Source organism: Mycolicibacterium boenickei, assembly GCF_010731295.1.
GTDB classification, from domain to species: domain Bacteria; phylum Actinomycetota; class Actinomycetes; order Mycobacteriales; family Mycobacteriaceae; genus Mycobacterium; species Mycobacterium boenickei.
In genome coordinates this window covers 3798991-3813141 of record NZ_AP022579.1, presented here as the reverse complement: position 1 = coordinate 3813141, position 14151 = coordinate 3798991, and the positions used below count along the sequence as shown (strand labels likewise).

Below are 14151 nucleotides of genomic sequence, written 5' to 3'. Positions count from 1 at the left end.
CACTGCGACGTCCTACACGCGGGGCACTACTCCCCGCCGAAAATCTTCCGGACCACACCCTTGGCCCGCCGCGTCACCCGCAGGTAATTGTCCAGGAACTCCCCACCGTCGTCGCTGCCCCAACCAGCCGCCAGGGCCACCGCATTGAGCTGACGGCCCGGCCCGGGCAACTGATCGGTGGGCTTGCCGCGCACCAGCACCAGGGCGTTGCGCGCCCGGGTTGCCGTCAACCAGGCATCGCGCAGCAGCTCGACGTCACTCTCGGCGACCAGCTCGGCCGCCCCGATCGCGTCGAGCGTCTGCAAGGTCGAGGTGTTGTGCAGCGCGGGCACCTTGTGCGCGTAGCGCAGTTGCAGCAGCTGCACGGTCCATTCGATGTCGGCCAGCCCGCCACGCCCCAGCTTGGTGTGCGTGTTGGGATCGGCGCCGCGCGGCAGGCGTTCGGCGTCCACCCTCGCCTTGATCCGCCGGATCTCCTGAACGGCTTCCGCCGATACCCCGCCGGAGGGATAACGGGTCTTGTCGGCCATGAGCAGGAACCGATCGCCGAGTTCCAGATCGCCTGCGACGCGATGCGCCCGCAGCAGGGCCTGAATCTCCCACGGCTGGGCCCACTGCTCGTAATAGGTCGCATACGAGGCCAGCGTGCGGACCAGGGGCCCGTTTCGGCCCTCGGGGCGCAGCCCGGTGTCGACCTCGAGCGGCGGATCGGCGCTCGGTGTCCCCAGCAGGCCCCTTACCTGTTCGGCGATGCTCATCGACCAGCGCACGGCGGCCGAATCCTCGACGCCCGAGGCGGGCTCACACACGAACATCACGTCGGCATCGGAGCCGTATCCGAGCTCGCCGCCGCCGAGGCGGCCCATGCCGATGACCGCGATGCGCGCGGGCACACCGGATTCGGGTGTGTTGGCCCGGATCACGGCATCCAGGGCGGCCTGCAGCACCGCGACCCACACCGAAGTCAATGCCTTGCACACGTCGGTCACCTCGAGCAGGCCCAGCACGTCCGCCGAGGCGATGCGGGCCAGCTCCCGACGGCGCAGCGTGCGCGCGGCCGCGATGCCGCGCACCGGGTCCGGGTGCCGTCCGGCCGAGGCCACCAGTGCGCGGGCCACGCTGTCCGGATCGCCGTCGAGCAGTTTGGGCCCGTTGGGCCCGTCGGCGTAGAGCTGGATCACCTCGGGGGCCCGCATCAGCAGTTCCGGGATGTAGGCCGAGGTGCCGAGCACCCGCATCAACCGCTTGGCCACGGCCCCCTCGTCGCGCAGGGTCGACAGGTACCAGCGCTGTTCGGCCAGTTCGTCGCTGATCCGGCGGTAGGCCAGCAGGCCGGCGTCCGGGTCGGGGGTGTCCGACAGCCAGTCGAGCAGCGTCGGGAGCAGCACCTGCTGCACCGTGCCGCGCCGGCCGCTCTGACCGGTGAGGGCCGCCAGGTGGGTCAGCGCGCTCTGCGGCCCCTCGTAACCCAGTGCGGCGAGCTGTCGTTCGGCCGCCTCGGTGCTCATCCCGGCGCCGATGCCGACCGCCGGCTGGCCCACCGATTCCAGCAGCGGCTGGTAGAAGAGCTTGGCGTGCAGACGCGACACCCGCATGCTCTGCCGTTTGAGTTCCTCGCGCAGTACGCCCTGGGCGTCGTGGCGGCCGTCGGGGCGCACGTGCGCGGCCCGGGCCAGCCAGCGGTAGGCCTCGTCGTCGCCGTCGTCGGGCAGCATGTGGGTGCGCTTGAGCCGCTGCAGCTGCAGCCGGTGTTCGAGCAGTCGCAGGAATTCGTAGGACGCGGTCATGTTGGCGGTGTCGTCGCGCCCGATGTACCCGCCCTCACCGAGGGCGGCCAGCGCGTCGACGGTGGACGCCACATGTAGTGAGTCGTCATTGCGTCCGTGCACCAATTGCAGGAGCTGGACGGCGAATTCGACGTCGCGCAGGCCGCCGGTGCCGAGTTTGAGCTCGCGGGCCCGCACCCCGGCCGGGACGAGTTCCTCGACGCGGCGGCGCATGGCCTGCACCTCGGGCACGAAATCCTCACGCTCGCAGGCGGTCCACACCATCGGCATCAGGGCATCGATGTAGGCCTTGCCGAGTTCGGCGTCGCCCGCGGCGGGACGCGCCTTGAGCAGTGCCTGGAATTCCCAGGTTTTCGCCCAGCGCTGGTAGTAGGCGATGTGGGATTCCAGCGTCCGGACCAGCTGGCCGCGTTTGCCTTCGGGGCGCAGCGCGGCATCGACCTCGAAGAACGCTTCGCCGGCGAACTGCATCATCTCGCCGGCGACCCGGGTCGCGGTGGCGAGGTTGTCGTCGCCGTCGCCCTCGGCGATCGCCTCGCCGACGAAGATGACGTCGACGTCGCTGACGTAGTTCAGCTCGCGCGCACCGCATTTGCCCATGGCGATGACCGCCAGCCGGGGTTCGTTGCCGTCCTCGCACACCACCCGGGTGGCGACGGTCAGTGCGGCGCCCAGCGCGGCGTCGGCCAGGTCGGACAGGTGCGCGGCGACGTCGACGAAGGGCAGCACCGGCTCGTTCTCGACGGTGGACGCCACGTCGAGCGCGGCCAGGACCAGCAGATGGTCGCGGTAGAGGTCTCGCAGTGCCGGCACGGCACTGCTTGTGCCCCTGTCGATCTCAGCAACGCGGGCAGCGGCGGTGAAGATGCCGTGCAGCTCCTCGACACCGGGGAGTACGACATCGCCTGCGAGCAACCGCCACGACTGCGGGTGGGCGATGAGGTGGTCGCCGAGGGCCAGGGAGGATCCCAGCACCCCGAACAGCCGGCCCCGCAACGCCCGGTCGGTCAGCAGTTGGCGGTTGAGCTCGTCCGCCCCGGATTCGAGCGCATCGGTCAGCCGCACCATCGACAGCAGGGCGATGTCGGCGTCCGGGGCCCGAGACAGCGACCACAGCAACTCGACGTGCGACTCGGTGTTCCAGCCGAGCTGTTCCAGGTGCGCGGACGCCTGCGGATGCACCAGACCGAGCCGACCGACGCTGGGCAGTTTCGGGCGATCGGTTGCAGGCTTCGGCACGTTCACGACGGTAGCGCACGACCAGCGAGCAGTGCCGCCGAGTCAGAGCGACAGGTAGTTCTTCAGCTCGTAGGGAGTGACGTGGCTGCGGTAGTTCTCCCACTCCGCGCGCTTGTTGCGCAGGAAGTAGTCGAATACGTGCTCCCCCAACGCTTCCGCGACGAGCTCGGAGTTCTCCATGGCTTCCAGGGCATTGCCCAGGCTGGACGGCAGCTCGCGGTAGCCCATGGCGCGCCGCTCCTCGGGCGTCAGGCTCCAGACGTTGTCCTCGGCCTGCGGACCCAGCACGTAGCCCTTCTCGACGCCGCGCAGACCGGCGGCCAGCAGGACCGCGAAGGTCAGGTAGGGGTTGCATGCCGAGTCGGGGCTGCGGACCTCGACGCGCCGCGAGGAGGCCTTGCGCGGGGTGTACATCGGCACGCGCACCAGCGCCGAGCGGTTGGCCGCGCCCCACGAGGCCGCGGTGGGCGCTTCGCCGCCGTGCACCAGGCGCTTGTAGGAGTTCACCCACTGGTTGGTGACGGCGCTGATCTCGCTGGCGTGCTCCAGGATGCCCGCGATGAAGGACTTGGCCACATCTGAGAGCTGCAGCGGGTCGTCGGGGCTGTGGAAGGCGTTGGTATCACCTTCGAACAGGCTCATGTGCGTGTGCATCGCCGAGCCGGGGTGCTCGCCGAACGGCTTGGGCATGAACGACGCGCGGACGCCGTCCGCCAAGGCGACTTCCTTGACCAGATAGCGGAAGGTCATCACGTTGTCGGCCATCGACAGGGCGTCGGCGTAGCGCAGGTCGATCTCCTGCTGGCCGGGTGCGCCCTCGTGGTGGCTGAACTCCACCGAGATGCCCATCTGCTCCAGGGCCTCGATGGCGTGCCTGCGGAAGTTTGGGGCCGAATCGTGCACAGCCTGGTCGAAATAGCCACTGTTGTCGGCCGGTACGGGCACCGATCCGTCGTCGGGGCCGGGCTGCAGCAGGAAGAACTCGATCTCGGGATGCACGTAGCAGGTGAAGCCGAGGTCGCTGGCCTTGGCCAACTGGCGCCGCAGCACGTGCCGGGAGTCAGCCCACGACGGCGAGCCGTCCGGCATGGTGATGTCGCAGAACATGCGTGCCGAGTAGTGCTTGCCGGCGCTGGTCGTCCAGGGCAGCACCTGGAAGGTCGACGGGTCGGGCCGGGCCACGGTGTCGGACTCCGAGACGCGGGCGAATCCTTCGATCGAGGATCCGTCGAAACCGATGCCCTCCTCGAAGGCACCTTCGAGTTCGGCGGGCGCGATCGCTACCGACTTGAGGTAGCCGAGGACGTCGGTGAACCACAACCGAACGAACCGGATATCGCGTTCCTCCAGGGTGCGCAGCACGAATTCCTTCTGGCGGTCCATGAGCGCAGCGTAGGCATCGGCTGTTAATTCTGTGTTACGAGCCTGCAAGAGTTAGCAGGAGAGATCGCCCGGCGAGGTCTGGTCGACGAAGAAATTCAGCACCGCGGTGTCCACACAGGCGTCTCCGTTGAACACCACGGTGTGTTGGGTTCCGGTGAAGGAGATCAGCGCCGCGCCCATTTGCCGGGCCAGATCCACCCCGGCCTGATACGGCGTGGCCGGGTCCCCGGTCGTGGACACCACCACGACCTTGCCCGGCCCGGGGCCGGTGACCGGGTGCGGAGACGACGTCGCAGGCACCGGCCACAGCGCGCAGATGTCGCGCGGCGCATAGCCGGTGAATTCGCCGTAGGACATGAACGGGGCCACGGCCCGCAGGCGTTGGTCGGCCTCGGCCCACACCGCCGGATCGGTGGGGAACGGCGAGTCGACGCAGCGGATCGCGGTGAACGCATCCTGCAGGTTCTGGTAGTGCCCGGATTCGTCGCGATGCCAGTAGTCGTCGGCGAGCAGCAGCAGGTCACCTGCGTCGGTGCCGCGGGTCAGCCCGAGCAGCCCGCTGGTCAGGTAGGGCCAGTACCGCGCTGAATAGAGGGCGTTGCCGGTACCGGTGATCGCGTCGGCGTAGCCGAGTCCGCGCGGGTCGGAGGTGGAGCCCGGCGTCGTCACCAGCGGATCGACCAGCCGCTGGAACCGGCCGACGAACTGAGCGGGATCGGTGCCGAGCGGGCAGTCGGTCGATTTCGCACAGTCGGCGGCGTAGGTGTCGAACGCCTTCTGGAAGCTCTCGAGCTGGCGGATGTTCTTGGTGATCGGGTCCTGGCTAGGGTCGACGGCCCCGTCGAGCACCATGGTGCGCACCCGGTCGCCGAACTGTTCGGCGTATGCGCCGCCGAGCTCGGTGCCGTAGGAGAAGCCCAGATAGTTGATCTGCTCCTCCCCCAACGCGGCCCGCACCGCGTCCATGTCGCGCACCGCCGAGGCGGTACCGACGTTGGCCAAGAACGGTGCGCCCATGCGGTCCAGGCACTGCTGGGCGAACTGTCGGTAGACGTCTTCGATGTGGGCGACTCCGGCCGGGCTGTAATCGGCCATCGGTTCGCGGCGGTAGGCGTCGATCTCGGCGTCGGTGCGGCAGCGCAACTCCGGCGTGGAGTGCCCGACGCCCCGCGGGTCGAAGCCGACCAGGTCGAAATGATCGGTGAGCGGGGAGCCGGCCAGCGCGGCACCCATCCCGGCCACCGTGTTCACCGCCGATGCGCCAGGACCGCCCGGGTTGATGAACAGCGCGCCGATCCGCTGACCGCTGGCCGGTATCCGGATGACCGCCAATTGCGCTTGCGCGCCTTGAGGATCCGGCGCGTTCCAATCCAGCGGTACCGCGACGGTGCTGCACTGCGCGGTCGGGATCCTGGCCGGATCCTGCACCCAGCGGGCGCAGCTTCCCCATTCCGGCCCCGATTCCGGTGCAGCCTGCGCGACGGGACAGACCACGGCGGTAGCGCCGAGCAGCGCCACCGCCAAAACACGTCCCGCCCCGCCCGCCCACCGCACGGCAGTCATGGTCGCACGCCGACCCGCACCGGGTCTGTGCCCGAGGCCGACCAGCAATCGGCCGGAGACCATCCGGTGACCTACCCGGCCGGATCAGTCAGCAGCGGGTCCCCGGCGGCGGAACCGTCACGTCGACGAGGTAGGTGGCGGCGAGGTCGTCGATGCACTTGTTGCCCTGGAACACCACGGTGTGCTGGGTGCCCTCGAAGGTCACCAGCGTGCCGCCGAGCTGGCGGGCCAGGTCGACACCGGCCTGGTACGGCGTGGCCGGGTCGTTGGTGGTCGAGACGATCAACGTCGGGGGCAGGCCCTTCACCGAGATCTCGTGCGGCTTACTGGTCGGGGGTACCGGCCAGAACGCACAGGTGCCCAGCGGCGCGTGCCCGGTGAATTCGCCGTAGCTCATGAACGGCGCCACCTCGCGGGCCCGTCGGTCCTCCTCGACGACCGTGGCCCGGTCGGTGATGGCGGGCTTGTCCACGCAGTTGACCGCGACCCGTACGTCGGTGGAATTGTTGTAGTGGCCCTTGGCATCTCGGCCCATGTAGAGGTCGGCCAAAGCCAGCATCACATCGCCGTTGCCGTTCTTGAGCCCGGTCAGGCCGTCGGTCAGGTGCCGCCACAGGTTCGGCGAGTACAGCGGCAGGATCGTGCCCACGGTGGCGTCGCTGTAGCTCAGTCCGCGCGAATCGCGCGTCTTGGCCGGGTGCTCCACCAGCGGATCGATCAGGCTCTTGTAAACCTCGACGGCTTTGGCCGGATCCGTGCCCAGGGGGCAGTCGGGATTCTTGGTGCAGTCGGCGGCGTAGTCGTCGAAGGCCTTCTGGAACGCGGCGGCCTGGCGGATGTCTTCCTCCACCGGATCCGCGTTGGGATCGACCGCCCCGTCGAGGATCATCGCCCGGACCTTCTCCGGGAACTGCTCGGCGTAGGTCGCGCCGATGCGGGTGCCGTAGGAGTAACCCAGGTAGGTCAGCTTGTCGTCGCCGAGGGCGACCCGGATCGCGTCGAGGTCCTTGGCGACGTTCTCGGTGCCGACGTTCTCCAGGAACTCCTTGCCCATCTTTTCGACGCAGCGGTCGACGAATTTCTTGGTCTCGTTCTCCAGGTGCTCGACACCTTCGGGGGTGTACTCCACCGTCGGGTCGGCGCGCAGCCGGTCGTTGTCGTCGTCGGAGTTGCACCAGACCGCCGGTGTCGAGGATCCGACACCGCGGGGGTCGAAGCCGACGATGTCGAAGCGGTCCTTGACCACCTGCGGCAGACCGGACAGCAGCGAGACGGCTGATTCCACCCCGGATTCGCCGGGGCCGCCGGGGTTGATCACCAGCGAGCCGATCTTCTGGCCCGCGGCCGGGAAGCGGATCATCGCCAGCCGCGCGACTTCGCCTTCAGGTTTGGAGTAGTCGACCGGCACCGAGAGCATCCCGCATTCGGCGTTGTCGGGGATCTGCACGTGATCACCCGAGCCGGCATTGCACGGCAGCCATTGCACCGGCGTGCCGGGCCGCGGGACCGCGATCTTGGCTTCCCCGTCGACCACCTGGGTGCAGCCCGCCGCGGCCACCGCCGTCACCGCCAGCAGCGCGCCGAACCTCATCCTGAACTTCATGGCTGACCATGCTGCCATGACGTGACATCGCCGCAGGCCCGGCCTATCGCGACGCGCGGGGACGCTATCGGGTAGCGGCGAGCAGTTCGTCGAGCGCGACGTGGAAATCGTCGGCCATATCCCACAGGTCAGGCAGCAATTCCGGGCACGACATGATGCCGACGTCGAGCATCCCGGTCAGCGACATCACGGTGATGTTGAGACCCGATCCGTGGAAGATCGGGCCGAGCGGGTACATGGCCTTGACCTCGCAACCCAACAGGTACAGCGGGTCCTGGGGCCCGGGCACGTTGGAGATGACGAGGTTGTGGACGGGCTTGGCCCCGGACAGCCGGCTGGCCGCGTACACCCGCATCGCGGCGCCGAACACCGCCGGTGCCGCGAACTGGGTCCAGTCCTGCAGCAGCGTCGCGCCGATCGCGGAACTGTGTTGTTTGGCAACCGAATTCGAGGCGGCGATGGCCATGAGTCGCTCGGCCGGATTCTCGATGGTGGTCTCCAGCTTGGAGAACATCCCCGACACCTGATTGCGGCCGGGTCGGTTGGACCGGTCGTGCACCGACACCGGCACCATCGCGACCAGCGAGCTGTCCGGCAGTTCACCGCGGTCGTGCAGGAAGGTGCGCAGCACGCCGGACACCAGCGCCATCACCACATCGTTGACCTTGACGTTGAAGTGGTTCTTTACGGTCTTGATGTCCTCGAGGTCCAACTGGGCGAACGCGACGCTTCGATGGCCGGTGATATTGCTGTTGAACGCGGTTTTCGGGGCGTTGAACGGCGCCGCCATCGCCTGGCCGTTGAACGCCCGGCGCACGGTGTCGACGACCGTCGTCGCGGTGGTGGGCAGCACGTTGGCCAGCTTGAGCGGGCGCGCGGCGAACTTGAGCGCTCCACTGATGGCGATCTCGGCGCTGGAGGCGGTGCCGACCCCGTCCACCGGATCCGGCGGCGGCGCGTCGGCTTCGGTGGTGCACAGCTGCGACATCAGGTTGGCCCCGGTCACCCCGTCGACCCCGGCGTGGTGGATCTTCGTCATCAGCGCCAGCCTGCCGCCCTCGTGCGCGTCGGTACCTGCGACGTTCTCGATGATCCACATCTCCCACAGCGGCCGGGTCCGGTCCAGCGGCAGCGAAGCGATGTGACCGCAGATCTCGGACAGCTCGGCGCGCCCGCCGGGCGCGGGCAGTCCGATCCGGTGCAAGTGCCGGTTGACGTCAAAGTCCTTGTCTTCCACCCACACCGGGTGGTCGAGGTTGAACCGGCTGTCGGCCAGTTTCTCCCGGAAGTGCGGCATGGCCTTGATCCGCAACGAGAGTTCGTCACGCATCCGGTCGAACGTGTAGCCGCCCGGCATGGTGGAGGTGTCCAGTTCGAGCACCGAGCACACGTGCATGGGCTGCGCGGCCGTTTCGAGGTAGAGGAAGCTGGCGTCGAGTCCACTGAGCCGTTGCATGCGCTGATGGTAGGTCGCGGCGCGCAAACTGTGAGGAAATCCACTCGAACGTCGCTTTTGCCTTCATTCTCCGCGGTGGCAGACTGGCAGATGTCCGACGAACCCGGGGACCGCCAGGCGGCCTCGAGGATCGAACCGACCATCACAAGGGACGACGATGTCTGAACAGTCTGTTTATGGTGCTTCCGATTCGGCCGCAGAGGCCGTGGCCTCCAAGCCGCGCACCAAGGTCCGCACGCTGACGCTGCAGAAGTGGAAGTCCGAAGGCCACAAGTGGGCGATGCTCACCTGTTACGACTACTCCAGCGCACGGGTGTTCGACGAGGCCGACATTCCGGTGTTGCTCGTGGGCGATTCGGCGGCAAACGTCGTGTACGGCTACGACACCACCGTGCCGATCACGATCGACGAGCTGATCCCATTGGCCCGCGCGGTCGTCAAGGGCGCCCCGCACGCCCTTGTGGTCGCCGACCTGCCCTTCGGCAGCTACGAGTCCAGCCCTCAGCAGGCGCTGGCCACCGCCACCCGGTTCATGAAGGAGACGGGCGCGCAGGCGGTCAAGCTCGAGGGCGGTGAGCGGATGGCCGAGCAGATCGCGACGCTGTCGGCCGCAGGCATCCCGGTGGTGGCCCACATCGGCTTCACTCCGCAGAGCGTGAACGGGCTGGGCGGGTTCCGCGTCCAGGGCCGCGGTGACGCCGCCGAGCAGACCATCCACGACGCGATCGCCGTGCAGGAAGCCGGTGCCATCGCGGTGGTGCTGGAGATGGTGCCCGCCGAGTTGGCCACCCAGATCACCGGCAAGCTGACGATCCCCACGGTCGGCATCGGTGCCGGCCCGAATTGCGATGCCCAGGTGCTGGTCTGGCAGGACATGGCCGGACTCACCAGCGGCAAGACCGCCAAGTTCGTCAAGCGCTTTGGTGACGTGGGCGGCGAACTGAGCCGTGCGGCAACGCAATACGCCCACGATGTGGCGACCGGGGTGTTCCCGGCCGAGGAGCACAGTTACTGATCGCTCGCGAGCAGACGCAAACTGCCCCAAAACTCTGATTTTTGGGGCAGTTTTGTGTCTGTTCGGCGCTAGGCGAAGTCGGGCTTGCGCTTGGCCAGGAATGCGTCGACACCTTCGCGGCCGTCGGCGGAGTTGGCCCGCTCGGCGATGAACCGGGCTTCGGCGGCCATCTGCTCTTCGAGGCTGTTCTTGAACGAGGACACCAGCAGTGACTTGACCGCACCGTTGGATCCGCCCGATCCCGCCGCGACCTGTTCGGCCAGTTTGGTGGCCCGGGCGTCGAGTTCGTCGCCGGCGACCACCTCGGTGACCAGGCCCCAGTCCTGCGCCTCGGCGGCCGTGAGCGTGCGGTTGGTCAGGATGAGCTCCTGGGCCCGGCGCAGGCCGACCAGTCGAGGCAGGTGGTAGGAGGCGCTGCCGTCGGGGCTCAGGCCCACCTTGGTGTAGGCCATGGTGAAAGTGGCGGACTCGGCGGCCAAGACCAGGTCGCCGGTCACCGCGAGGCTGAATCCGGCGCCGGCGGCGGTGCCGTTCACCGCGGTGATCAGTACGGCGTCCATCCGGGCGAACGACGAGATGGCCTGGTGCAGGTCGTCGGCGACGCCCTTGATGAAACGGCCGCGGTCGGGCGCGGTGGCGAAAGATTTCAGGTCGCCGCCGGCGCAGAAGAACCGGCCCGCACCGGTCAGCACCACTGCCTTGGTCCCGGGTGTGTCGCAGCGCCGGGCGGCGTCGGCCAGTTCGCGAGTCATGGTGTCGTTCATGCCATTCGCCGCGTCCGGGCGGTTCAGCGTGATGCGCGCGACGGCGCCGGACTGCTCGAACGAGATGGCTTCATAGGTGGGCTCGGTCACGGCCCGAACTCTAGCGGGCCGGGGTTTGCGGCGGTCGCACGCCCAGCCGGGCTGCGGTAGCGGCCACCAGTGGGCCGAAGTCGCCGCCGAACCCGAGGATCCGCAGGGCGCCCTCCCCGATCACCCAGGGTTGCGACGGTGCGCCCTCGACATCGTCCGAGCGGCTGTTGACCACCGATTCCACCAATCGGAACGGCAGGTCAGCGGCATCGGGTGGGCCTGCGCATTCGGCGATCACCGATTCCGACAGCTTGCGGTACACCTCGCGCAGCTCGGCGCGGCGCCGGCGGAACGGTTCGAACCGGTCGGTGCGCAGCTCGGGCAGCAGATACAGGGCACCGAGGTTCCAGCGGCTCGCGCACAGTTGGTGGGCATCTGCGACGGCGAGCGTGTGCAGGCGCTGGACCGCCGGCCCCGCGCTGTCGAGCAGCTCGACGCCCAGCTGCAGGGCATTGTCGACGGTGCCGGCCAGGAGCGCGTCGAGGATGTCGTCCTTGGTGGCGAAATGGTGGTACAGCGAGGCCTGCCGGACCCCGACCTCGTCGGCGATACGCCGGGTCGAGGTGCTGGCGTAGCCGTGGGTGGTGAACAGCTCCGCGGCGGCGTCGAGAATCTGTTCGCGGGCGGTCGTGCCCGGTCGGCGTGGCCGCTCCAGCCGCGGGCGTCCGCGTCCGGTAGCGGCGTTCGCCGGTGTCGTCTCAGCCGCCATGCCAGCAACAGTAGGAGACGCAGGCGAACATGGCCGACAGCGTGGTGGACGGCGCGTCAAGTCTTGATGTTGCTGTGACCAGACACCGGTCGTGACACCCACCTGAATATGGCACGCTGGTGCCATCCGATCTCCCGCCTCCGGTGCACAGCGAAGGTGACTATGGCCCCCGGCAAATCCAAGACCGCGAGGTACACCGAAATCGAGCGGAAGTTCGCGGTCACCGAGAACACCGTCTCGCCCTCGTTCGAAGGCCTGTCGGCCATCGCCGAGGTGGCCCGCACCGGAACCCAACAGCTTGATGCGGTGTATTTCGATACCCCGGATCGCGACCTGGCCGCGCACCGCATCACGTTGCGGCGCCGCACCGGCGGTCCCGACGCGGGTTGGCACCTGAAGCTCCCGGCCGGAGTCGACACCCGCACCGAGGTGCGCGCCCCGCTGGGCACGGCGACCGACACCGTGCCCGAGGATCTGCGGGACATCGTGCTCGCCATCGTGCGGGACCGCCCGCTGTCCCCGGTCGCCAGGATCAGCACCCAGCGCAGCGTCGAGGTGTTGCACGGCGACGACGGGACCGCCCTGGCCGAATTCTGCGATGACCGGGTGACGGCTTCGGCCATCGACGGCGAAGAACAGCGCTGGCGGGAGTGGGAGCTGGAGTTGCTCGCCGCCGACATGCCCGATGACCTGATGGATCGGCTGGCCAACCGGCTGGCGGATGCCGGAGCGGAACCGGCCGCACACGGCTCGAAGCTGGCCAAGGTGCTCGGCACCGACACCGCACCCGCGCCTGCTCCCCCGGCCGATCCGGTGCACCGCGCCATCGCCGAGCAGTTCGAAGCGCTGCTGGTATGGGACCGTGCGGTGCGCGCGGACGCGTACGACTCGGTCCATCAGATGCGGGTGACCACCCGCAAGATCCGCAGCCTGCTGCAGGAGTCGAAGGACGCCTTCGGGCTCGACGACGACGGCTGGGTCCTCGACGAGCTGCGTGCACTGGCCGCCGTGCTGGGCGTGGCCCGTGATGCCGAGGTTCTGGCCGAGCGCTATCAGCATGCGCTCGACGAGATGCCCGCCGAGTTGATCCGCGGACCGGTGCGCCAGCGCCTGGTCGAGGGCGCCAACCGCCGCTATGCCGCGGGCTGGCGGCGTTCCCTGCTGGCGATGCGCTCACAGCGTTACTTCCGCCTGCTGGACGCGCTCGAGGAGTTGGTGAACGCCGAGCAGCCGGAATCCGCAGACGCCGCAAAGTCTTCGGTGAGCATCGACGCCGCGTACAAGCGGGTTCGCAAGGCGGCCAAGACAGCTGCCGCGGCCGACACCGATGCCGAGGCCAGCGCCGAGGAGAAGGACGAGGCGCTGCATCGAATCCGCAAGGGCGCCAAGCGGCTTCGCTACACCGCAGCGGCGACGGGGGCCGACAAGGTGTCCGACCGGGCCAAGACCATCCAGACCCTGCTCGGCGACCATCAGGACAGTGTGGTGAGCAAGGCTCATCTGAGCACCCAGGCCGATGCCGCACATGCCGCGGGCGAGGACACCTTCACCTACGGGCTGCTGTATCAGCAAGAGGACGACCTGGCGCAGCACAGCCGGGCCTTGCTGCAGGATGCGCTCAAGAAGCTGGACAAGGCCGTGCGCAAGGCCCACTGAGGGGCTGGGGCGAACGAGTTGGCCTGTAAGCCGGATTCTGTCTCTCACCCCGGAGGGTGAGATGGCGACCATCCATCTGGACACACCGTCGCCGGGTGCCTCAAGCGGCCTACCCGCAGGCTCGGGCGAGCAGCCCTCAGGCGCCTGCGCGACCGCAACCAGGTTGCGGCCTTCTTGGCCTTGCTTCGGGTGGGGTTTGCCTAGCCACCCCGGTCACCCGGGGTGCTGGTGCGCTCTTACCGCACCGTTTCACCCTTACCATTTCTGGCGGTCTGTTTTCTGTGGCACTTTCCCGCGAGTCACCTCGGATTGCCGTTAGCAATCACCCTGCTCTGTGAAGTCCGGACTTTCCTCGACCCCGGTTTGCACCGGTGCCGCGGCCGCCCAGCCAACTCGTTCGCGCTGATCACCGTACCCTTATTTTCATGGCACAGGTGCCACCGGCACGATATTTGCTCCGCGCGAAGGACCTCGCGGACGCCCGTTATGCGGATCCGATCACCGTCGACGATCTCGCGGCAGCCGCCGGATTGTCCCGGGCCCACTTCAGCCGGATGTTCACCCGCACCTTCGGCGAGTCGCCGCGGGCCTACCTGCAGAGCCGGCGCCTCGAGCGGGCCGCGGCGCTGCTGCGCAACACCGACCGTTCGGTCGCGGACATCTGTGTGATGGTCGGCCTGCACAGCGTCGGTTCGTTCACCACGAACTTCGCGCGGGTGTACGGCAAGCCGCCGGCCGCCTACCGGGCCAGCCTGCCGCCGGCCATGCTGCGCGCCCCGGTGCCCAGCTGCATCCTGGCGCGCGATACCCGGCGTCCGCATACCGGCCGGGCCAAGACAGCACAAACGGAGAAGACGGCCGGGCCGGAGCGGACGTAGCGTCTGCT

General features: G+C 68.4%; 10 protein-coding genes and 1 other RNA gene. 3 read left to right on the top strand and 8 right to left on the bottom strand.

Annotation, left to right across the window (positions count from 1 at the left end):
• Window positions 1–26 precede the first annotated feature (26 nt).
• The 5 genes from G6N57_RS18040 to G6N57_RS18020 all read right to left on the bottom strand — a co-directional run bounded on the left by G6N57_RS18040 (window position 27) and on the right by G6N57_RS18020 (window position 9031).
• The gene (locus G6N57_RS18040) at window positions 27–3032 is read right to left on the bottom strand and encodes a bifunctional [glutamine synthetase] adenylyltransferase/[glutamine synthetase]-adenylyl-L-tyrosine phosphorylase (protein ID WP_097925856.1); all 3006 of its coding nucleotides are present in this window, start codon (window positions 3030–3032) and stop codon (window positions 27–29) included.
• A 36-nt stretch (window positions 3033–3068) separates the two neighbouring features.
• Complete coding sequence (gene glnA, locus G6N57_RS18035) at window positions 3069–4409, bottom strand: type I glutamate--ammonia ligase (RefSeq protein WP_036449413.1); 1341 nt, start codon at window positions 4407–4409, stop codon at window positions 3069–3071.
• A gap of 51 nt (window positions 4410–4460) precedes the next feature.
• The gene (locus tag G6N57_RS18030) at window positions 4461–5972 is read right to left on the bottom strand and encodes an alpha/beta hydrolase (RefSeq protein WP_077742013.1); all 1512 of its coding nucleotides are present in this window, start codon (window positions 5970–5972) and stop codon (window positions 4461–4463) included.
• Window positions 5973–6060: 88 nt separating this feature from the next.
• On the bottom strand, window positions 6061–7575 hold the full coding sequence (locus G6N57_RS18025) for an alpha/beta hydrolase (RefSeq protein ID WP_234815807.1): 1515 nt from the start codon (window positions 7573–7575) through the stop codon (window positions 6061–6063).
• A gap of 64 nt (window positions 7576–7639) precedes the next feature.
• The gene (locus G6N57_RS18020; protein ID WP_077742014.1) at window positions 7640–9031 is read right to left on the bottom strand and encodes a WS/DGAT/MGAT family O-acyltransferase; all 1392 of its coding nucleotides are present in this window, start codon (window positions 9029–9031) and stop codon (window positions 7640–7642) included.
• A 157-nt stretch (window positions 9032–9188) separates the two neighbouring features.
• Between G6N57_RS18020 and panB the strand changes: the two genes are divergently transcribed.
• Window positions 9189–10046 (top strand): 3-methyl-2-oxobutanoate hydroxymethyltransferase, encoded by an 858-nt coding sequence (panB, locus tag G6N57_RS18015; protein ID WP_077741185.1) that lies wholly within the window; start codon window positions 9189–9191, stop codon window positions 10044–10046.
• A gap of 68 nt (window positions 10047–10114) precedes the next feature.
• Here panB and G6N57_RS18010 read toward each other — a convergent pair whose 3' ends face one another.
• Both G6N57_RS18010 and G6N57_RS18005 read right to left on the bottom strand, forming a co-directional pair.
• On the bottom strand, window positions 10115–10900 hold the full coding sequence (locus G6N57_RS18010; RefSeq protein ID WP_036449408.1) for an enoyl-CoA hydratase/isomerase family protein: 786 nt from the start codon (window positions 10898–10900) through the stop codon (window positions 10115–10117).
• Window positions 10901–10910: 10 nt separating this feature from the next.
• Window positions 10911–11609, bottom strand: coding sequence for a TetR/AcrR family transcriptional regulator (locus tag G6N57_RS18005; protein ID WP_077741186.1), 699 nt, complete (start codon window positions 11607–11609; stop codon window positions 10911–10913).
• Window positions 11610–11771: 162 nt separating this feature from the next.
• Between G6N57_RS18005 and G6N57_RS18000 the strand changes: the two genes are divergently transcribed.
• The gene (locus tag G6N57_RS18000; protein ID WP_077741187.1) at window positions 11772–13265 is read left to right on the top strand and encodes a CYTH and CHAD domain-containing protein; all 1494 of its coding nucleotides are present in this window, start codon (window positions 11772–11774) and stop codon (window positions 13263–13265) included.
• Window positions 13266–13275: 10 nt separating this feature from the next.
• On the opposite strand, the gene rnpB is transcribed toward G6N57_RS18000, so the two are convergent.
• Window positions 13276–13661, bottom strand: an RNA gene (gene rnpB / locus G6N57_RS17995) — RNase P RNA component class A.
• A 29-nt stretch (window positions 13662–13690) separates the two neighbouring features.
• Between rnpB and G6N57_RS17990 the strand changes: the two genes are divergently transcribed.
• Window positions 13691–14143, top strand: coding sequence for a helix-turn-helix transcriptional regulator (locus G6N57_RS17990; RefSeq protein WP_019346860.1), 453 nt, complete (start codon window positions 13691–13693; stop codon window positions 14141–14143).
• Window positions 14144–14151 lie beyond the last annotated feature (8 nt).

What these genes read in the sequence shown, in the direction of transcription:
- G6N57_RS18025 (WP_234815807.1), bottom strand. Translation starts at nt 7,575, where the DNA reads ATGAAGTTCAGGATGAGGTTCGGCGCGCTGCTGGCGGTGACGGCGGTG.
- glnA (WP_036449413.1), bottom strand. Translation starts at nt 4,409, where the DNA reads ATGGACCGCCAGAAGGAATTCGTGCTGCGCACCCTGGAGGAACGCGAT.
- G6N57_RS18000 (WP_077741187.1), top strand. Translation starts at nt 11,772, where the DNA reads ATGGCCCCCGGCAAATCCAAGACCGCGAGGTACACCGAAATCGAGCGG.
- G6N57_RS18005 (WP_077741186.1), bottom strand. Translation starts at nt 11,609, where the DNA reads ATGGCGGCTGAGACGACACCGGCGAACGCCGCTACCGGACGCGGACGC.
- G6N57_RS18030 (WP_077742013.1), bottom strand. Translation starts at nt 5,972, where the DNA reads ATGACTGCCGTGCGGTGGGCGGGCGGGGCGGGACGTGTTTTGGCGGTG.
- panB (WP_077741185.1), top strand. Translation starts at nt 9,189, where the DNA reads ATGTCTGAACAGTCTGTTTATGGTGCTTCCGATTCGGCCGCAGAGGCC.
- G6N57_RS17990 (WP_019346860.1), top strand. Translation starts at nt 13,691, where the DNA reads ATGGCACAGGTGCCACCGGCACGATATTTGCTCCGCGCGAAGGACCTC.
- G6N57_RS18020 (WP_077742014.1), bottom strand. Translation starts at nt 9,031, where the DNA reads ATGCAACGGCTCAGTGGACTCGACGCCAGCTTCCTCTACCTCGAAACG.